Genomic DNA, 18,527 nt, shown 5'->3' on the forward strand with positions numbered 1-18,527 from the left:
TGCTCCTTCATTTCCTGTGAATCTGTCTGTCAACATTCCACAAAGTTCCAGAATCTCCTTTAATATTCGATCATTCCCCGTACCAATAAAACAAACGAAGCCTATCCGCCATCGTTCCAGTTTCAGACAAGACCGTATGGTGATGAAAAACTTTAGTCGCTTTTCCGCTAGGAGGTTTATATTTATCGCTAGGTACCGACCAATTCGACAACATCAGCAAAAACTGATAAATCAAAAAGGTCAGCGTGCAAAATAAAATCACAAAGCGCAGCCGCGCCAACCATTTATGATGAAAGAAGATCATGGCAAGCCCCCCGTTCTTATGGACAGGATATGTTTGTAATTTTACAGGTATGCCGCATTTTATTAATGTTTTATTGTTTCAACAGCATCAATATTTGGTTACGTATTATAAGTATGATTATTGGCGAAGAGGAGGTCTTTGTGATTTTTTTGATCATTTCCATCATTTTAGCTGTTGTGATCGGAGCGATCGGGTATACTATCATCGGAAGCAGTTTTGCCGGAGGCATCATAGGTTCCATCCTTACCGGATTCATTGGTTTTTGGATAAGTTACTTACTATTAGGATCATGGGGACCTCATATTGCCAACTTTGCAATAATTCCCGCGGCAACTGGTTCTATCCTCATAGTGTTTATATCGGGACTTCTTTCAAGATTGATGAGAAGATCCGCTTATTAGTGTATAATAAAGTGTATTAACTTTAAAAGGGGTTGAATTCTATGTCAAAAGATAACAATGGAGTTCTGGTCGCTGCCATTATAGGAGGCGCTGCCGGCGCCATTGCCGCCCTTCTGCTTGCTCCAAAATCCGGTCGTGAGCTTAGAAGCGACGTTTACAACACGGCGCAGGACCTGCAGGAAAAAGGCGAGCGTCTGCTGAGAAGAGCGCTTAAGAGATCTGAAGAAGCTGTAGAAGAAACAGCAGACCTTCTGGAAAAAGCACAGGCTCTATATGGTGAAGCCATGGAATCATCCGCTAGACTTATGGAACAAATCAGAAATTCCAAATCAGCCGAGCAATTGCAAACCTCTTTGTCGGAAGATGTATTATCCGAGTCTAAACCATCTAACGAAGAAGACAATGACAAGGATAAATCCAACATTTAATCGTTGCAAATAAAGCCAACCCCTGATTATCTGAAAAGATAACCAGGGGTTGGCTTTAATTATATGTCCATTTATTCGCACCATCGTAAAGCGTGCCAAAGGGACCATGTTTGCGTAAGCAAACATGATCCCTTTGGCTAAAGCGCTCAAAGCACCATCTTACCTAAACTCCTCTACCTTCGCACCCTATCCAGACCTAATAGTCGTCCAGGGGACGTTACCCCTGGAGTCCCCCTTTTAGGGGGATTGAGGGGGTAAACAATGTCACTTAAAAAAGTCAGGAGTCTGCCCCCGCTCCGCGAAATAAGCCCGCAGCTTATCAAGAGCTCTTCTCTGTATCCGAGACACGCTCATTTGAGAGACATTCAACTCCTCGGCAATGGCTCTTTGTGAATGGCCATGAACATAGGCCAGCTCGAGCACTTGCCTTTCTTCATCTTTGATCACGCTCAAAGCTTCCTGTAAATCGAGGCGGCTGTCCACTCTTTGATATTCATCGGAAGAGGTGGCCAGGATATCCCCGATCGTCGCTCCGTTTTCTTCCTCAGACAAAGGAGTATCCAAAGAGACATAGTGGTAGCATTCGCGCCCGGCCAAAATTTCAATCGTTTCCTCTTCGGTCAGGCCTACTTCTGCCGCAATTTCATCCACCCTGGGGGAACGCTCCAGCTTGGCTGTGAGATTGTCGATGGCATTTTGAATTTGAAAACCTTTTTCCTTGATGCGCCGCGGCACTTGAATGTACCAAGATTTATCACGCAAAAAGTTTTTCATATGACCAATGATGCTTTTCATCATATAGGGCTCAAATTGCACGCCCAAGGTTACATCATATTGCTTAAAGAGACGAAGCAGGGACATTGAACTGACTTGTACCAAATCTTCATATAAATCTGGCCGGCTTCTGGCAATCTTTCCTGCTGCCATTTTCACCATAGGCTCATATTTCAGCAATAAGGTCGTAGCGATTTCATTAGACTCGGTTTTCTGATATTCCAGAATCAGCTCATAAATGGATGGCATTTCGCGTGGTCCGGAGTCTATACTCATACCATTTCCTCGCTTTTCACCAACTTTTTGATGAGTTTAACTTCAGTTCCTCCGTTTACCTTCACCTCCACTTCATCCATGAGCGCTTGCATCAAATAAAGTCCTAGTCCCCCAACTTGTGTATCATCTAAAGTTCTATCGTGCATGGAAGTTGAACTTTTAAGTTTATTGATATCGAAGCTATGGCCTTCATCCTTCACAATAATCCGCAGTTCCTCTACGGAAGGCTCGAATCGAATTTCAATCAAGCCCGAATTGCCGGGCTCATAAGCATGAATGACCGCATTGTTACATGCCTCTGAGACTGCTACCTTCATGTCCTCCGTCTCTTCATAAGAAAAACCAAGACGTGTAGCGATACCATAAAGCGTAAACCGGACTAGATCCAAATATTCCGCTTCAGCTGGCAGAGTCAAGGTAACAGGTCGATTAGGGAGTTTCATATGTGGCTTCTTTCCTCTCTCTGATTTAGGCTGACAAGAATGGTGTTAATCCTGTAATATCAAACAGACGCTGGATTTTAGGGGGAGTAGCTACAACATGGAAAGGCGCTTTCAGAACATCTCTTGCTTTTAAGATCGATACAATGACCCCAATGCCAGTACTGTCAATATAACTGAGATCCTGCAGATTAAGAATAAGTGCTTTATTAGTTTCTGCAACTAACGGATCAATCGCTGATCGCATTTCCGCTGCCTGGGATAAGTCCAACTCACCTTTTAGGTACAATGTGTTGCTAAGTTCGGTAATTTCTTTGTTTAGTTGGAATTTTGGTTCAATCATTGGACAGTCCTCCATAAATTTTTAACGTGATTTCTTTATCTTATGCCAAACATCCAGAAGCACGGGGACGGTTTTAATCATTTCAGTCAAATGATCGACCCATGTAGCCGGCTCCGGCTTTCTCCTGGAATGAATAAGCTGTGCTACCGCGCTGGATACCTGTCTTACGGATGAAGTCACTTCTTTTGCCGCTTCACCAGATTGCTTGAGCGATGAGAACGCGGAGTCCAGCTTCTTTATCTTATCCTGAACATCCACAACTATTTCCTTAGCATGCTGAATCAATTCAGTGCTGTCAGAAGTAATGGCCCCTACTTGCTGTTCTACTCTGCTCAGCGTTTGGCTGGTATTCTCAAATAGTACAGTGAGAGATTTCAAAGTCTTGATTAAATACACAACTAACACGACAAAAGCAATAGCAATTGCCGCAACACTGATTTGATAGACCATTCAACCTCTCCTTTACTTGCTTTTTGTTTACTTACCCCATTGTGAAACAGTTGAAACACCTCGTCAACATAAATGTAAAAAAAAGCCCACTGCAAAACAGTGAACTTAACTTACTCCCTTTCACAATTACCCAATTGATTCCAAACCTATCAATTCTTCATGAGACACGGCCACAACAATACGACCGCTTGCAATTTCTTTCTCATAATAATCAACGGCTGTTTCCGACCAGCCAAAGGACAACATCTTCTTGCGAAGGTCGCTGCCCTTGGAGCGGAATAAATCCGATTGTGTTTGATTCATAGCTTGTGTAGCCATTCCTATTCGGCTCACGCATTGCTGGGTAAGCAGTTCTTTGTTCTTGTCATTATCATAAGCGAGCACATGAATTTGGAAAGGCCGAAAGCCGGCTTCCAGAAACTGCAGAATCGCCTTTTTCACATCACTTTCCCGATCAGCTACTACAATAGAATAGCTCATTTGGACAGCTCCTTTAATTAGACTGGGATCTGAAATCCGATAGCGGCGTGCTGATCCATTTCATCCAGTACTTAGAAAAAACAGGCTTGGTCAGTCTTTCGGATCTTATTAAAACCGTCTCTCTTTCACCGATTACGGCAATATCATTACGGCCGGTACCTTTGATCATGACTCCATCGCCTACATAGGTGCCTTCGCCAATAATGGCATTTTTGACAACCGTATTTTTACCGATAATGACGCCTGGCATAATGACACTATCTTCAATCAGGCTGCCTTCACCAATTTGAACGCCAAATGAAATAATGGATCGTTCAACTTTGCCGAAAATGGTGCAATCCTCACAGACAATGGATCGCCTTACGCGTAATCCTGTTTGAATAAATTGGGGAGTCATGTCCGTGCAGGTGCTAACCACTTGTGTATCCTCATTCATCCATGGCAAAAGCTCAGGATCGTGGAGCATGTCCATATTGGCTTCCCATAAGCTTTGAATAGTTCCAACATCTCTCCAATACCCCTTGAACGAGTATGCGAAAATATTGGCGCCAAAGTTAATGATGGCCGGGAGCACATCCTTGCCAAAATCATGGCTGGAGCTGCTGTTGCCATTATCCTTAATCAAGAAAGACTCTAAAAACTTCCAATTGAAAATATAAATACCCATTGAAGCCAAGTTGCTTTCTGGTTTTGCTGGTTTTTCCGTAAATTTAGTGATTCTCCCGATTTCATCGGTACTTAAAATACCAAAACGATGCGCTTCGTCCCAATTAACCGGGGCCACCGCAACGGTAACATCTGCTTTGGTACGCTTGTGCTCTTCGAGCATTGAATTGTAATCCATGCGATATATATGGTCACCGGATAGAATAATTACATATTCCGGTTGGTGTCTATTGATATAAAATCTGTTTTGAAATACAGCGTCAGCTGTACCGGCATATACCTCGCCATTTCCTGGATGAAGCAGGGCAATTTCTCCGTCCTGATCAGAGTTTAACCAGGATTGTCCTTCCCCAATATGGTTAAAAAGCGCTTCTGGCTTATATTGAGTGACAACACCAACATTGGATATACCGGAATTCAGACAATTACTGAGCGCAAAATCAATCATTCTATAGGATCCACCAAAATGTACAGCAGGCTTTGCCGTATGCAAGGTTAATGGATGTAAACGGGTTCCTTCTCCACCGGCAAGCAACATTGCAATGCATTCTTTGTCTTTAACTACATTCACATGCATCCCTCACTTTATATATTTAGTTTATAACATCATACTTGGCATGGGCTGTACTATATGTATAAACTCTCAAACTCATTTTGAATCACGATTCTAGCAAAATTTGAAAATAAAAAAGCCTCTTTCGAGGACTTTTTTTAAAGAGATTTATATAATAAAACGCTGAAAACAAAGGTGGTTCCCGGTCCTTCATTCCTTCTGACACCTATGGTTCCGTTCATCAATTCTACCAAGCTTTTACAGATAGCCAGTCCCAGTCCGGTGCCTCCATATTTCCTTGTCATGGAAGAATCTACCTGAGAGAAAGGCCGAAATAAGGAGCCTATGGATTCTTCATCTATGCCAATCCCCGTATCACAAACAGAGAATTCTATCTCCAAACTGTTATCATAGGATGTTTTAATGCGCGCGTTGACATCAATCCGTCCACTGTCAGTAAACTTCACTGCATTTCCCACCAAATTGATGAGAATTTGCCTTATCCGGGTCACATCGCCAAACAATTGATCGGGAATGGCTTCATCCAGAGTTTGTGTAAGCTCAATCGATTTCTTGCGGCAGTCGACGTTGAATAAATCCAAGGTTTCAGCTATGCAGAGGCTTAAATCAAACGGCTCTTCCACCAGCTCCATCTTGCCTGATTCCATTTTGGAAAGATCCAAAATATCATTGATAATCAGAAGCAGGGCATTTCCGCTTTTGTGAATCGTTTCGGCGTAATCCTTCTGATCCTCGGTGAGCTCGGTTTCCAGCAATAAGTCCGCCATCGCAATCACCCCGTTCATGGGGGTGCGAATCTCATGGCTCATCATGGCCAAAAATTCGGACTTGGCCTTCGCGGCAGATTCAGCAGTTTCTTTGGCTTTCTGCATTTCGCGGGTTTGCTCATTAAGAATATCCGTTTGCTCAAGCAATTTAGTTTGCACCTTGTGCATTTGTACAAAGCCTTCTATTTTACTCCTCAGGATTTGAGGTGAAAATGGCTTGACCATAAAGTCAATAGCGCCAACCGAGTAGGCCGTAAAGGCAAATTCTTCTTCCCGTGTGGAGGCGGTTATAAAAATAATCGGAATCGCTTTCGTCTTCTCTCTCGACTTGATCCATTGCGCTGTCTCAAAGCCGTCCATGCCAGGCATCTGGACATCCAACACGATCACCGCGATATCCCGTTTGAGCAAGCATCTAAGTGCCTCAACTCCAGAATGGGCTTTAACTAGATTGTACCCGCTGTCATCCAGAACGGATTCCAGAGCAAGTAAATTTTCCGGTTGATCGTCAACCAGCAATATGTCGACGGATTCATTCCCTGCCAGTTTAAACGCCTCATTTCATCTTGGGATACAAGCAAGTGGTTACTTCGTCTTCTTAAATATTTTTATCGCCGGGTGAACTGGAACATAACTTACCTGCTGCCTGCTAAAAGCGACGGATTCATTTTGGCCCAAAGCCAGAAAACCATTTAAACTTAAGCTGTTGTAAATCAATTGATATACTCTTTCCTGCAAATCATGATTAAAATAGATCAGAACATTCCGGCAAAAAATAACGTGAAATTCATTAAATGAACCATCCGTTACCAGATTGTGCTCGGCAAATACGATGTTCTCTTTGAGGAAATCGTGAAAGACGGCATGATCCTTATCAGCTTGATAATATTGGGAAAAAGCATTCTTTCCGCCAGCCTGTTGATAATTCCGAGTATAAAGCTGCATATTCTTCAGATGGTAGGTTGCTGATTCTGCAGCCGCGAGAGCTTCCTCATGGATATCGGTTGCGTAGATCCGAGCTTTATCATACAAGCCTTCCTCGTGCAGCAGAATAGCTGTAGAATAAGCTTCCTCACCCGTGGCGCAGCCGGCATGCCAGATCCGAATGGATGGCAATGTGCGCAGCCAGGGGACGACTTCAGTTCGAAAAACAGCAAACATCTCTGGATCGCGAAACATTTCCGTTACCGAAATGACCAAATCCGAGAGCAGTCTCTTTAAATAGTTGCGATCATGAAGAACTTTATTCTGCAGCTCAGAGATCGTATTCAGATTTTCTGCGTTCATTCGGTGAAGAATGCGCCGTCGAATGGAAGGGGAATTATAATTTCGGTAGTCATAACCGTAAAGTCGATAGATTCCTTCAAGCAGCAATGAAATTTCCAAAGATTCAAGCTCCGTGTCGGCCGCGGAAGTCTGAATTGAATCTTCGATTTCAGAACTCATCCCTTCGCACTCCCTTCTTCAGAATGGTTAAAAAGCCACAAATTTATTATAGACATTAATTGATCAACTTGCACGGGCTTTGTCAAATAATCCGATGCACCGGCCTGGATGCATTTTTCTTTATCTTCTTTCATCACCTTGGCGGTAAGAGCGATGATGGGCAGCTTTTGAAATTGGGTCATTTCCCGAATATTGCGCATCGCTTGATACCCATCCATTTCCGGCATCATCACGTCCATAATAACCAGGTCAATGGCCGGATCGCTCTTCAGCGTTTCGATGGCGCCAATCCCGTTCTCCGCATGAACGACCTTCATACCATTGCTTTCCAGCAAATTCGATAAGGAATATAAATTCCGGATATCAACCACAAGGAGCAGTTTCTTCCCGGTAAGATCCATTGAAATTTTCCGAGAAGGTTCTCCCCATTGGACTGGAATCGGCGGTGAGGTTTGTTTCAGCATCGCGCTTTCATGGCTCGTAGCTACTTGCTTAAGAACTTCAGATTGGAAATCCGAGCTGAGCTCGGGAAGCAGTAAGGTAAACCTGCTGCCTTCGCCAACACTGCTTTGCAGCTGAATTTCGCCTCCCAGCAGCGTTGCGAATTCCCGACTGATGGACAGCCCCAATCCGGTGCCTCCATATTTGCGGCCCGTTGTGCCATCCGCTTGGCGGAATGCCTCAAAAATCATCTCATGCTTGTCCGCAGAAATTCCGATTCCTGTGTCTTCGACGGCAAAAGCGACCATGGAAGATTGAAATCGATCACGATAAATTTCCAGCTTGACCTCTCCATGACTGGTAAATTTTATAGCGTTGGACAGCAAATTTTTGAGAATTTGCATCAATCTTTGGCGATCTGTAAATATTTGCTCTGGCGCGTCTTCATCGATACGAATGTTCAAATTCAATCCTTTTCGTTCGGCAAGAGGCAAGAAAACGCGGCGAAGCGATTGATTTATTTCAAGAATCATGACGGTGTCACGCTGCAGGTCCAATCTTCCTGACTCAATCTTCGATAAATCCAGCACATCATCAATCAAATTCAGCAGCTCTTGCCCCGAGCTATGAACAGTTTCCGCATACTCAATCTGTTTTTCCGTCAAGTTCCCTTCTTTATTGTCAGCAAGCAGCTGAGACAGGATCAGCATACTGTTCAGCGGTGTTCTCAGCTCATGAGACATGTTGGCTAAAAATTCGGATTTATACTTTGAAGCTACCGACAGCTCCTGAGCTTGACGCTCCATTTTATCGTAGGAGCCTCGAAGTTCGTTTTGGTGCGTCAATAATTCCTCGGATTGGTTTTGCAGCTCTTGAGTGAGGTTTTGTGAGATGCGCAGCAGCTCCTCGACCTTCATTCGGCCGCGAATGTTATTCAGTAAAATTCCCATACTTTCAGATAGCTGCTCCGCTAATTCCAAATGCAGCTCCGTATATGTTTTCAGCGAAGCAATTTCATAAACAGCAACGATTTCATCCTCGAACAGAATCGGTTGTATCAAGATCGATAAAGGTGCAATTTGCCCAAATGCAGAACTAACCTTGACGTAATCGGGCGGAATTTCTTTCAGAAAAATCGCTTTTTTATCCTGCGCACATTGCCCTGGAAGCCCTTGTCCAAATTCCAGCTTCGCATTTGACGTAATTTGATCGTTGCTGCTGCGGGCGTACGTTGAATAGAGTTGAAGATACTTTTGACCCTGCAGCTCCTTTTTGACATAAAAAGCACCATAGCTCGATTCGGTCATTCGGCATACTTCACCAATAAAGGAGAAAGCAAATCCGCTCAAATCCTGTAGTCCCTGAAGCATGGTGGACATATGCGCCAAATTTGTTTTTAACCAGGCCTGATCGCTGCTTAGCTTACCCAGAGCCCTCTCGCTCTCTGACTTTTCCTCAATGACCAATGTCATTTCGTTAAACACTCTCACCAGGTCGCCAAACTCATCATTGGAAGCAATATGTATCCTTTGGGAACTAGAGCTGCCGGACGTTTCTATATTTCGGATCATCCCGGTCATCATATGAAGCCCTTTGGTTAAACCAACCAGAATCCAGAACATCACGCCTCCGCCTAAAAAGAGACCAATCAGCGTTAGAAGTCCTGTATAAGCGACAGTCTCCGAATTTTTCATTTTGGCATTTTTCAAGGCTGAATTCATAGCGTTTTCTTGAAATCGAGTCATATTATTTGCGGAAGTCATTACGTCATCCTGAAGTTCAGTTCCTTGGGCACCTCTTAAAGCAATCGCCGCATCCATGTTACCATTGACAACTAGCTGTTTGATCTGACCCTGCAGGCTTATATATTTTCGTGATTTATCCAGAATATCATTGGCAATCTGCTTCTCTGCTTCAGTGGTATAGGCATTATTTACCTGTTCCATTGTGACATTCAGCTTAGAGTTCGCAGCTTGTATCGCTTCTTCATTTTTTATCTGGCTGTCTTTATCTTTGCTTAACAGCAAATTGGATGTGTTCTTCCCTAAATTGTAGACATCCGTCTTGAGTAAGGAAATCAACCTTAATTTTTCATATTGATTTTTGTACATATCATCCAAGCTTCGATCAATGCTGGTCATTCGGTTTAACCCGATTCCCGCCAATGCAAACATCAGCAGCAGCAGAACACCGAAGCCAATAAATAGCTTCGTCCTCATTTTCATGTTAGCTCCATCCTTTCGCGAAGCACTCATGTATCTCCTACAATTTAGGAAACCGTAACCCTTACCAAACATATATCATCCGTTTGTATTTCCAGCAGCTCGGGAGGAAGCAAATGATCGATGACAGAAGCGAGTTCCTGACCCGTATAGTTTTTTAAAGCATCCGATAAAGTATCCAGCGGATCATTCTCCGAATCATCGATGGCTTCAAGCAGCCCGTCCGTATACAGCACAATTTCTACCGATTCCTGAAATGAAACAGTTCCTCTATTAATTTCCGCCTGCTCAAAAAAACCTATTGCGCAGGTGCCTTGGTCAAGCAGAGAGATCAACTGTCCATTCTCTATCAGCAAGCCCGGCGGATGACCCGCATTCACATATTCAATGGTCTTTAGCTCCACATCAATCAATAAATAAATGGCAGTGAAATAATAGCTGATGGATTGACCTCGGCTGTTTAATTGATTCATATATCGATTTAGTTCGGCTATAACGATTTCCGGAGAAACATAACGATTTATGGTATCCTGCATGACGGAAGAGATAAACATACAAACCAGGGACGAGGAAATGCCATGACCCATAATATCCAGAATGATGACACCATATCGGTGATTATCGATCCGGTACCATGCATAATAGTCTCCCGCGAGCTCGGAAGATGGATGGTATACCGCTTTTATATCGAGATGCTCGTCCCGAAGCGGGGGGCTAAGCACATTGCCTTGAACCTGTTTGGCAAGCTCCAGCTCATGACGAATCCGCTTTTCATTTTCTTTGTGCCAATCTTTTTCATACTTGAGCCTTAAAGCAACCCGAATGCGTGCGATAAGCTCAATTTTATTTATCGGTTTGATGACATAATCAATAGCTCCTGCTTCCAAAGCTTCTGCAAGCTTCAGCGAATCACCTAATGCGGTTACCATAATAATGGGGATGTCACGTAAACGCTCATCCTTTTGAATGATTCGGCAGGATTCTATCCCATCCATGACGGGCATCATTATATCCATAAGAATTAAATCGACGGGATTTTTATTCTTAGCTTCAAAAGCAGGCGCCCTATCCATATCTAGATAATCGAACAGCTCTTTAGACGAGGTCATAGCTGTATATTCCATATAGCCTGCACTTTTTAAAATTTTCTCGATTACAATGAGATTTACCGGGTTGTCGTCTACGATTAATATATGCATGTTTCAGTCACCTTTTTGGCCCCTTTGCTATTAATTACCACATAAGAAAATATAACATTTCGGCTCTCCGAAATCGACTTTCTTATTGGCGAATAAACCTACCTTTAAACGCGGTCGCTCATCTTCGAAAAGACCTCGATAGAGGTTTATCTCATAACTATACTTCTTTAAATATGTAACCATATCCGATGGCTCTTGAATCTTTTGCATAATGGCTTGTTTCATAGAGTGTGTGAAGCGGGTATTAAACATTAACCAAATTAATTGAGAATTCGCTTATGATGCTATCTGAGATTACGCTAACGAATTCAGTTTTGCTAATGCAAAACTCTAAGATTATGCTTACGAAGCCATTTTTGCTAAAGCAAAACTCTAAGATTATGCTTACGAAGCCAGTTTTGCTAAAGCAAAACTCTAAGATTATGCTTACGAAGCCAGTTTTGCTAAAGCAAAACTCTGAGGAGGAATCAAAATGGAAAGCAGAATGATGCTCGTCAATGATCAAGAACAGGCGCTGCGGCACATCTACAGCCTTCAACATGAAGGGTTCCCATTAAGTCAAATGTATATTTTGGCTTCGGATGAACAATTGGTAGATGAATTAGTCGAGATCACGGGAGCCCAGCATCCAGCTTTAGCAGATGAAGGAATGACATCTGCGTTAACCAAGCTCCTTCGCAGTCAAGGTCAGCGGCTTCTGGATGAAATGGAAGCTCTCGGAATGACGCAGCATGAAGCCGAGCAATATGAACAAGCACTTGAATTCGGTGGGATTTTAATTGTTGCCAAGCCAAGACCGGAATCTCAGGTTTACCTAGCCGCTCAGATGGCTCCTTCCGATTATCGTAACCCGCCGCTTGGTTATAACTAACTACTCCTGATAATACGAAGGGGCTGTCCACATTGTAGATAACAATCTACTCCGGACAGCCCCTTTCTTCGTTGATAAGAAAAGTATATGTTTTTAAACTTATATGCATCGCATAAATCTTGATAAACACTCGTCAAATAGGATGATGCAATCGTTTATCCTAGTATGACAGCCATCTCAGGTAGGAGCATGAGTTTTCGATCTATCTAGCGCTGCCGGCTTGCCTCTTCCATTGCAGCGATGGCAAATACCTTGAAAATCGAGGCGATGGTCGAGTACTTGAAAATGATACTCTTCGTCCAGCCTTACTTCCAATGGAGTCAGCCAATCTTCCATAATTTCATCGACGGAACCGCATTGAACACATATCAAATGATGATGATGATGATGAGTACTGTCATTGCGCAAGTCATAACGGGCTACGCCATCGCCAAAATTCATTTTCTCCAGGACATGCAGCTCGCTTAACAGTTCGAGGGTTCTGTATACTGTAGCGAGGCCAATCTCGGGAGCCTTATCCTTAACGAGCATAAACACGTCTTCCGCGCTGAGATGATCCTCTTCGTTCTCGAGCAAAACCCGCACCGTTGCTTCCCTTTGAGGGGTCAGCTTAAACCCTTGGGATTGCAGCGCCTGCTTAATCTTTTCGATTCGTGCTTCCATACTCCTCCCCCTCATGAGGGCTTACGGCTTTTGTTAGTAAGCACCACTTTCTCATTATAGGGTGAGCAAGCTGGCAAAGTCAAACATGGATCTAGCGAGCAATACGCTGGAATTCTTTAATAAAGTCCATTTAACATTGGGGTTACCCATTTGATTAAACCAAGCGAAAAGTACCCTTCCCACACTGCCGCACCCAGCAGCAAGACACCCATCAGCAGGGTGATTGAGGTATATCTCATAAAAGGTTGATACATGCTACCCTTGCGCTGAATAAACCGATTTTTGATCATATAAATGGAGAAGGCAACAGCCGAAACACTGCAGATCAGCAGAGAGGGTATAATGATCAGATTTTGCGGTGCTACAGAAACAAAGGCAAAGAGCATCCCTTTCCAGGAAAGCTGTCCGATTAAATACCCCACGGTAAAGCCAATCAGCACACCTTTTAGAAAATCAAGAATAAGAATGAGCGGCAATCCGATAATCGAGAGACCAAAAAGCCAAATCAGTAAAATCCATTTCATATGCATCCCGAAGGATTGCTGAAACGAAAGGCCTTTGTCGACTTCCATTCCCCCGTTTACTTCTTGAAAAAAGCTGCCGAGATGACGTGACATCTCCTGTTTTTGCTCCAGGGACAAGGCGTTAACCATAACCGCTCCAAAGACGACACCTATGACAAACAGCACAGACACAAATACAAATAAAGATACATTCTCTTTCATAAATTGTTTCATTGTTTGGTTTCCGTTCATCATGAAGCCCCTTTCCAGCACATGCATCCTACAAAATAAGCATATGCCGAAAAAAGTGAATCTATGAATCACATTCCATTAAAAATTGCGAACTTGATAGATTGTTAAGAGGGTGATGGCCTGCCTTCAAATGAATCATTCGTGACGTTGGACCTTTCCATAGCGTCCGCCGCCGCCCACTTCCAGCACCAGTGTATCCTCTCTGGCCTGTACAATATAACCAGCAGATTCCAACCCGATGACGTCTGCAAGATCCTCCAAGATTACCTTATGGAGTATATTCATCTCCGTGCCGAATCGGGCAAGCAGCAGGTCAATTTTTTTACGGCCCAGCCCTGGAATGAATTCGAGCGGAACCTGAAAATGATAAGGGGGGCGATAGCTGGGAAAATAAGGCTCATCCCTGTCAGATAAAGACTGGACACGCTCCATTACCCCTCGCACGATCCTCTTGCCGCCGCAGAATAAACAGCGTTCTACAGCCATAGCCGATTCATCCAAAATCGATTCGCACTGAACGCAATACGTTCTATGGTATTTGCCAAGCCGCGGGTTCAAGCCGTAGTTGGCCAGGACCGATCGGCCGTCCTGGTGAGCGAGCGCTTTGGTGAGCTCCGTGAAATTGGCCTTTTGCATCGCCATACGATTATATTCCCTGCCGATTTTTGCTAATGAATGAGCGTCTGAATTGGTCACAAACGTGTATCGATCCAGCTCGGAGATCGTACCGGCCATGGCGGAGTCAGCGCTGAGGCCCAGCTCTACTGCTGCGATCTTGCTCATATCCAGCAGGTTCTCCATGCGGCTTGTCGCGCTGCCGTACACACTTTTATGCGGTGTAAAAATATGAGCGGGGATCAGAATTCCACCCCTCCCGACAACCTCCTCCTGCAGGATGCGAGCCGGTACATAAATCCGCTGTGAGCTAAGCTCCACATTTTTCATATGCTTGCGCATCCAGCTCGTAAAGTCCTGCATCGTTTGGAGGTCGGGCAAATAAACCAGCAGGTGCGCTGGCCCCATATCCGGATCCCGAACCTCGATTTCGCTGCCAAGCAGGATGGTCGTTTGATGGTACTGAATCCCGCCGCCTTCCATTTCCTCCATATCCCCCAGATTCAAGTAATGCAGGATTTCATCTTGAACGGTTGGCGAATGGCAATCGATAATACCGATCAAGTCCATACCTTTTCGCTCGGATGCCTCATGAGCAATGTTGAAAAAAGTCAAGTGCTTGGAGCCGCTGATTTTCACGGGATTTCCTTTTTCCGTGCGGCCGATATGAACATGCAGATCTACATAATAGGACTCCATCTAGATCTTTCCGGTGAGCCGGTATACTTCCCAAGCGTAAACAGCCAGGATCGTTTTGGCATCACTGATCCGCTGATCGCGAATATAGGCCTTGGCCTGTTCAAGTGTAAGGGCTTCGCAATCCAAAAACTCATCCTCATCCAAATGAACTTCACCTTTTGTCAGGTTTTCGGCTACATACAAGTGAATAATTTCGTCGGCAAAGCCGGGAGAAGTTGCAAAGGAGGAAATCAATCTAATGGAGTCGGAGCGGTAACCTGTCTCCTCTTCCAATTCTCGAAGCGCAGCATCAAGCGGAAGCTCTCCCGGATCCAATTTTCCTGCTGGAATTTCCACCTGATTACGTTCAAGCGCCTTACGATACTGCTCAACTACGATCATAGTATCGTTTAACAACGCAAGCACGGCTACGGCTCCCGGATGCCTGATGATTTCTCTTGACGCCGTCTTTCCATTGGGGAGCCTGACTTGATCAACCTGAAGGGATATGACTTTTCCTTTGAAAATCGACTCGGAGCTTAAAGTAACCTCTTCAAATTTGGAATTGGAGATCGGGTTCATTCGGCTTGCCTCCCTTTGGATTTGTGAACATGCATAACATGTCCAATTCTTGCATAACGTTCATTATATCAAAAATAAATTCAAGAATGAGGAATGCGCGTATGAAAAGCTGTACTGCAGAGCAGCAGATCAGATTGGTCGGCAAGGTATGGGAAATCAAGCGCTATCTGAATCAAGCAGCGCAAAAATCCCATGAAGAACTCAAGCTCACTGAGTTTTTGACCCATCAGCTGGCCTATTCGACAGCCAATAGAAAAGTAAAAAAGGTATTCCGCACCTGAAATTCGGTGTGTGAAATACCTTTTTAAATCATTTTCAAATCACAGGCCCTTTGTAGACTCCTTAATGATAGCTACTACCAGCTCAGCTGTTTTGACCAGATCACTGATGGCAATATTTTCTTTGGTCGTGTGAATTTCATTATAGCCGACAGCCAGATTGACAGTAGGAACACCCAAGCCATTAAAGATATTGGCATCGCTGCCGCCGCCTGAATGGAAGGTCCTGGAGGTCAATCCCATCGTCTTCATCGCACGGGAAGCAAGTTGAACTACAGGAGATGAATCATCATGCATGTAAGAAACGTATACAATCTCAGAATTAAACTCGCAAGTAGTTCCCGCTTCCTTGGCAGCCGTTTCGCAAGCTTGGCGCATCGATTCGATCTGCTTTTCCAGCTTGGGCTGGACAATACTGCGCGCTTCCGCTTCCAGTGTCACCTTATCACACACCACGTTGAGCGGCCCTATTCCGGAGAAGCTGCCGATATTCGCTGTAGTTTCACTGTCAATGCGGCCCAGCGTCATCTTGGAAACAGCCTTGCTCGCCACCTGAATCGCACTGATGCCATCTTCGGGATTCACACCTGCGTGAGCGGATTTCCCCTGAAAAGTTATGGCAATTTCGGCGCGGCCGGGTGCTGCTGTAGCTATATCACCGATGCTACCATTGGAATCAAGCGCAAATCCGTATTGGGCTGTGATCCATTTGGGATCCATCGACCGAGAGCCTTTTAAGCCTACTTCCTCTCCGACCGTAATTATAAATTGGATCTGTCCGTGCGGAATGTTCTGCTCCTTCAATATACGAATGGCTTCGAACATGACTGCAATTCCAGCTTTGTCGTCACTGCCCAGTATGGTCGTACCATCGCTTCGTATGTAACCGTCATCGCCGATTTGCGGCTTAATCGCTTTGCCCGGCGCCACTGTATCCATATGCGATGTAAATAAAAGCTCAGGAATGAACGAGCTGTTATCCGTAGCATCCAAGGTGCAAATCAGATTGCCTGCTCCATGGCCGATTTTTGACGCCGAATCATCCTCTTCCACCTTTAATCCCAATTCACTAAATTTCTGTGTGAGCACCTTGCTGATTTCTGTTTCGAATTTTGATTCGCTGTCAACCTGAACCAGGGAAATAAATTCCTGAACCAAACGATTTTGCTCAACCATGCACTTTCCTCCAATACTCGCTATGAGTTACAATATGATTAGACATGCTATTCAAAAAGGAGTGAATCTCATGAACCCCAATAAGCTTTGGTTCAAAATAGTGATCTACGTGATGCTGATATCCATTGTCCTGTCCAGCCTTCTGTTCACGTTCAGCTTATTCATGTAAATCTAATCTTAGTATAATTTCGTTTCGGAATTATATCCCTCCAGGTTTTCCTTGACCCGCTGCAGGAATCTGCCGCAGATGACGCCATCCAGTATCCGATGATCGAGCGATAAGCAGAGATTGACCATGGATCGGACTGCAATCATATCTTGAATCACAACAGGCTTCTTCACGATCGATTCAAAAGTTAAAATCGCCGCCTGAGGGTAATTGATAATCGGGTAGGACAATACCGAACCGAAGGAGCCTGTATTATTGATCGTGAATGTACCGCCTTGCATATCGTTTAAGCTTAGTTTCCCCGTTCTTGCCTTCCTTGTCAATTCATCGATTTCCCTTGCCAGACCGGCGATATTCTTCTGATCCGCCTGTTTGATCACCGGTGTGAGCACCGAATCTTCCGTTCCCACAGCGAGAGAGAGATTGATATCCCGCTTCACGATAATTTTATCAACCGCCCATACAGAATTCATGATCGGATAATCCTTGATCGCACCTACTACCGCTTTGAGTAAAAAAGCCAGGTAAGTCAGGTTCACACCTTCCTGGCGCTGAAATTCATCCTTGACCTTGTTCCTCAGCACAACAAGATTCGTGACATCGACTTCAATCATTGTCCAGGCATGCGGTATTTCCGAAACGCTTTGGCGCATACGGCTGGCAATTGCATTACGCATTGGCGTAACATCAATGAGCTGTTCGCCGCGTCCGCCCGCATAAGGCTCGACCTCAATAAAGGGCGTAGCCGGATTCGCGGACAGATGAATACCCGTGGTGCGAACCGGCACTTTGACAGGCACATCAGGTTCCGCTGGAGAAGCTTGCGAGGCAGCAGGTTGTGACACTACAGAGCTTGGACTGTCAGGTGACCTTGGTACAGCCGCATCGTTTGCCGCAGCCGGATAAGCAGACTGCATTGCGGAAGCGGATGATCCGGAATCCGACCAGGTGGCAGAAGACCTTCGTGCTTGCCCTGAGGCGATGGCCTGCTCCACGTCTTGTCGCGTAATTCGACCGCCCAAGCCTGTGCCTGCCACTTGCTGAAGATCAATTTGATTATCTTCAGCCATTCGAAGTACGGCTGGTGAAAAACGATTTCTCATACTTGGCTCCGCATGCTCATCAGTCAAGACCATTTCCCCTTCTTCACTGAGTGAAGGGGAAATTGAAGCGGCATCTGCCGCAGAAGCCGGCTCCTCGATGAGGCAGATGGCTTCGCCCACAGCTGCTACTTCCCCTTCGCCGAATATAATTTTTATCAATTTACCTTCGATGGGCGAAGGCATCTCCGTGTTCACTTTCTCGGTAAACAGTTCACAGATCACTTCGTATTGCTCCACGTAGTCACCAGGCTGCTTCAGCCACTTGCCTATCGTAGCGGATACAAGGCTTTCCGCCAGATGCGGAACTGTCACCTCGGTAATCCGTCCATTTGCCACACTCATGCACCTCCTGCCTAATTTATGAAACCCGTTTTTCAAGCTTAAAGGATGAAAAATCTCATCATGATGGAAAGTCGCACGGTCAAA

Annotated in this window: 22 protein-coding genes; 5 read left to right on the plus strand and 17 right to left on the minus strand. The window is 44.7% G+C overall.

Annotated features, from left to right (window positions below; all coding sequences use genetic code 11):
- Nucleotides 1-70 precede the first annotated feature (70 nt).
- The gene (locus BLV33_RS07290; RefSeq protein ID WP_090789642.1) at nt 71-304 is read right to left on the minus strand and encodes a DUF4227 family protein; all 234 of its coding nucleotides are present in this window, start codon (nt 302-304) and stop codon (nt 71-73) included.
- Nucleotides 305-444: 140 nt separating this feature from the next.
- Between BLV33_RS07290 and BLV33_RS07295 the strand changes: the two genes are divergently transcribed.
- Both BLV33_RS07295 and BLV33_RS07300 read left to right on the plus strand, forming a co-directional pair.
- The gene (locus BLV33_RS07295) at nt 445-705 is read left to right on the plus strand and encodes a GlsB/YeaQ/YmgE family stress response membrane protein (RefSeq protein WP_090789644.1); all 261 of its coding nucleotides are present in this window, start codon (nt 445-447) and stop codon (nt 703-705) included.
- Between the two features lie 41 nt (nt 706-746).
- Nucleotides 747-1,133, plus strand: coding sequence for a YtxH domain-containing protein (locus BLV33_RS07300; RefSeq protein WP_171909043.1), 387 nt, complete (start codon nt 747-749; stop codon nt 1,131-1,133).
- 264 nt (nt 1,134-1,397) lie between these two features.
- Here the strand turns inward: BLV33_RS07300 and BLV33_RS07305 are convergent, their stop codons facing one another.
- The 10 genes from BLV33_RS07305 to BLV33_RS07350 form a co-directional block, all read right to left on the minus strand.
- The gene (locus tag BLV33_RS07305) at nt 1,398-2,183 is read right to left on the minus strand and encodes a sigma-70 family RNA polymerase sigma factor (RefSeq protein ID WP_090789648.1); all 786 of its coding nucleotides are present in this window, start codon (nt 2,181-2,183) and stop codon (nt 1,398-1,400) included.
- Nucleotides 2,180-2,626, minus strand: a complete 447-nt coding sequence (gene rsbW / locus BLV33_RS07310) for an anti-sigma B factor RsbW (RefSeq protein ID WP_090789650.1) — start codon at nt 2,624-2,626, stop codon at nt 2,180-2,182. Before rsbW ends, BLV33_RS07305 begins: the two co-directional genes overlap by 4 nt.
- 25 nt (nt 2,627-2,651) lie before the next feature.
- Nucleotides 2,652-2,966, minus strand: a complete 315-nt coding sequence (locus tag BLV33_RS07315; protein ID WP_090789652.1) for an STAS domain-containing protein — start codon at nt 2,964-2,966, stop codon at nt 2,652-2,654.
- Between the two features lie 21 nt (nt 2,967-2,987).
- A complete protein-coding gene (locus BLV33_RS07320; protein WP_090789654.1) occupies nt 2,988-3,416 on the minus strand; it encodes a DUF948 domain-containing protein in 429 nt (142 codons plus the stop codon).
- A gap of 126 nt (nt 3,417-3,542) precedes the next feature.
- Nucleotides 3,543-3,896 carry a YflT domain-containing protein gene (locus BLV33_RS07325; protein ID WP_090789656.1) on the minus strand — a complete coding sequence of 118 codons (354 nt, stop codon included), beginning with the start codon at nt 3,894-3,896 and terminating at the stop codon, nt 3,543-3,545.
- A 13-nt stretch (nt 3,897-3,909) separates the two neighbouring features.
- Nucleotides 3,910-5,133: a glucose-1-phosphate adenylyltransferase gene (locus BLV33_RS07330; protein ID WP_290439045.1), complete on the minus strand. Its 1,224-nt coding sequence runs from the start codon at nt 5,131-5,133 to the stop codon at nt 3,910-3,912.
- Nucleotides 5,134-5,273: 140 nt separating this feature from the next.
- Entirely contained in the window at nt 5,274-6,422 is a 1,149-nt protein-coding gene (locus tag BLV33_RS07335) for an ATP-binding protein (RefSeq protein WP_253186995.1), read from the minus strand.
- Between the two features lie 66 nt (nt 6,423-6,488).
- On the minus strand, nt 6,489-7,349 hold the full coding sequence (locus BLV33_RS07340) for a CheR family methyltransferase (RefSeq protein ID WP_090789662.1): 861 nt from the start codon (nt 7,347-7,349) through the stop codon (nt 6,489-6,491).
- A complete protein-coding gene (locus BLV33_RS07345) occupies nt 7,346-10,015 on the minus strand; it encodes a sensor histidine kinase (protein ID WP_171909044.1) in 2,670 nt (889 codons plus the stop codon). Before BLV33_RS07345 ends, BLV33_RS07340 begins: the two co-directional genes overlap by 4 nt.
- Nucleotides 10,016-10,059: 44 nt before the next feature.
- Nucleotides 10,060-11,211 (minus strand): SpoIIE family protein phosphatase, encoded by a 1,152-nt coding sequence (locus BLV33_RS07350; RefSeq protein ID WP_090789666.1) that lies wholly within the window; start codon nt 11,209-11,211, stop codon nt 10,060-10,062.
- A gap of 472 nt (nt 11,212-11,683) precedes the next feature.
- Between BLV33_RS07350 and BLV33_RS07360 the strand changes: the two genes are divergently transcribed.
- Nucleotides 11,684-12,082, plus strand: coding sequence for a YflT domain-containing protein (locus tag BLV33_RS07360; RefSeq protein WP_090789670.1), 399 nt, complete (start codon nt 11,684-11,686; stop codon nt 12,080-12,082).
- A gap of 177 nt (nt 12,083-12,259) precedes the next feature.
- Here the strand turns inward: BLV33_RS07360 and BLV33_RS07365 are convergent, their stop codons facing one another.
- The 4 genes from BLV33_RS07365 to BLV33_RS07380 form a co-directional block, all read right to left on the minus strand.
- Nucleotides 12,260-12,745: a ferric iron uptake transcriptional regulator gene (locus BLV33_RS07365; RefSeq protein ID WP_090789672.1), complete on the minus strand. Its 486-nt coding sequence runs from the start codon at nt 12,743-12,745 to the stop codon at nt 12,260-12,262.
- 116 nt (nt 12,746-12,861) lie between these two features.
- The gene (gene spoIIM / locus BLV33_RS07370) at nt 12,862-13,500 is read right to left on the minus strand and encodes a stage II sporulation protein M (protein ID WP_090789675.1); all 639 of its coding nucleotides are present in this window, start codon (nt 13,498-13,500) and stop codon (nt 12,862-12,864) included.
- A 135-nt stretch (nt 13,501-13,635) separates the two neighbouring features.
- On the minus strand, nt 13,636-14,814 hold the full coding sequence (locus BLV33_RS07375; protein WP_090789677.1) for an endonuclease Q family protein: 1,179 nt from the start codon (nt 14,812-14,814) through the stop codon (nt 13,636-13,638).
- On the minus strand, nt 14,815-15,375 hold the full coding sequence (locus tag BLV33_RS07380; protein ID WP_090789680.1) for an NUDIX domain-containing protein: 561 nt from the start codon (nt 15,373-15,375) through the stop codon (nt 14,815-14,817).
- 101 nt (nt 15,376-15,476) lie between these two features.
- Here BLV33_RS07380 and mciZ point away from each other — a divergent pair, with 101 nt between their 5' ends.
- Nucleotides 15,477-15,656, plus strand: coding sequence for a Z-ring formation inhibitor MciZ (gene mciZ, locus BLV33_RS07385; RefSeq protein WP_090789682.1), 180 nt, complete (start codon nt 15,477-15,479; stop codon nt 15,654-15,656).
- A 39-nt stretch (nt 15,657-15,695) separates the two neighbouring features.
- On the opposite strand, the gene BLV33_RS07390 is transcribed toward mciZ, so the two are convergent.
- Nucleotides 15,696-16,829, minus strand: a complete 1,134-nt coding sequence (locus BLV33_RS07390; RefSeq protein ID WP_090789684.1) for a M20/M25/M40 family metallo-hydrolase — start codon at nt 16,827-16,829, stop codon at nt 15,696-15,698.
- 70 nt (nt 16,830-16,899) lie between these two features.
- On the opposite strand from BLV33_RS07390, the gene prli42 reads away from it, so the two are divergent.
- Nucleotides 16,900-16,998 (plus strand): stressosome-associated protein Prli42, encoded by a 99-nt coding sequence (gene prli42, locus BLV33_RS29230; RefSeq protein ID WP_171909045.1) that lies wholly within the window; start codon nt 16,900-16,902, stop codon nt 16,996-16,998.
- Between the two features lie 8 nt (nt 16,999-17,006).
- Here prli42 and BLV33_RS07395 read toward each other — a convergent pair whose 3' ends face one another.
- Entirely contained in the window at nt 17,007-18,443 is a 1,437-nt protein-coding gene (locus BLV33_RS07395) for a dihydrolipoamide acetyltransferase family protein (protein ID WP_090789686.1), read from the minus strand.
- Nucleotides 18,444-18,527 lie beyond the last annotated feature (84 nt).

The sequence above is a fragment of the Paenibacillus sp. GP183 genome, assembly GCF_900104695.1.
Taxonomy (GTDB): Bacteria; Bacillota; Bacilli; order Paenibacillales; family NBRC-103111; genus Paenibacillus_AI.

Bases quoted from the DNA above. Each gene is read 5' to 3' on its own strand.
- BLV33_RS07290 (WP_090789642.1), bottom strand. From the start codon at position 304: ATGATCTTCTTTCATCATAAATGGTTGGCGCGGCTGCGCTTTGTGATT.
- BLV33_RS07300 (WP_171909043.1), top strand. From the start codon at position 747: ATGTCAAAAGATAACAATGGAGTTCTGGTCGCTGCCATTATAGGAGGC.
- BLV33_RS07305 (WP_090789648.1), bottom strand. From the start codon at position 2,183: ATGAGTATAGACTCCGGACCACGCGAAATGCCATCCATTTATGAGCTG.
- rsbW (WP_090789650.1), bottom strand. From the start codon at position 2,626: ATGAAACTCCCTAATCGACCTGTTACCTTGACTCTGCCAGCTGAAGCG.
- BLV33_RS07315 (WP_090789652.1), bottom strand. From the start codon at position 2,966: ATGATTGAACCAAAATTCCAACTAAACAAAGAAATTACCGAACTTAGC.
- BLV33_RS07320 (WP_090789654.1), bottom strand. From the start codon at position 3,416: ATGGTCTATCAAATCAGTGTTGCGGCAATTGCTATTGCTTTTGTCGTG.
- BLV33_RS07325 (WP_090789656.1), bottom strand. From the start codon at position 3,896: ATGAGCTATTCTATTGTAGTAGCTGATCGGGAAAGTGATGTGAAAAAG.
- BLV33_RS07340 (WP_090789662.1), bottom strand. From the start codon at position 7,349: ATGAGTTCTGAAATCGAAGATTCAATTCAGACTTCCGCGGCCGACACG.
- BLV33_RS07345 (WP_171909044.1), bottom strand. From the start codon at position 10,015: ATGAAAATGAGGACGAAGCTATTTATTGGCTTCGGTGTTCTGCTGCTG.
- BLV33_RS07350 (WP_090789666.1), bottom strand. From the start codon at position 11,211: ATGCATATATTAATCGTAGACGACAACCCGGTAAATCTCATTGTAATC.
- BLV33_RS07360 (WP_090789670.1), top strand. From the start codon at position 11,684: ATGGAAAGCAGAATGATGCTCGTCAATGATCAAGAACAGGCGCTGCGG.
- BLV33_RS07365 (WP_090789672.1), bottom strand. From the start codon at position 12,745: ATGGAAGCACGAATCGAAAAGATTAAGCAGGCGCTGCAATCCCAAGGG.
- spoIIM (WP_090789675.1), bottom strand. From the start codon at position 13,500: ATGAACGGAAACCAAACAATGAAACAATTTATGAAAGAGAATGTATCT.
- BLV33_RS07375 (WP_090789677.1), bottom strand. From the start codon at position 14,814: ATGGAGTCCTATTATGTAGATCTGCATGTTCATATCGGCCGCACGGAA.
- BLV33_RS07380 (WP_090789680.1), bottom strand. From the start codon at position 15,375: ATGAACCCGATCTCCAATTCCAAATTTGAAGAGGTTACTTTAAGCTCC.
- mciZ (WP_090789682.1), top strand. From the start codon at position 15,477: ATGAAAAGCTGTACTGCAGAGCAGCAGATCAGATTGGTCGGCAAGGTA.
- BLV33_RS07390 (WP_090789684.1), bottom strand. From the start codon at position 16,829: ATGGTTGAGCAAAATCGTTTGGTTCAGGAATTTATTTCCCTGGTTCAG.
- prli42 (WP_171909045.1), top strand. From the start codon at position 16,900: ATGAACCCCAATAAGCTTTGGTTCAAAATAGTGATCTACGTGATGCTG.
- BLV33_RS07395 (WP_090789686.1), bottom strand. From the start codon at position 18,443: ATGAGTGTGGCAAATGGACGGATTACCGAGGTGACAGTTCCGCATCTG.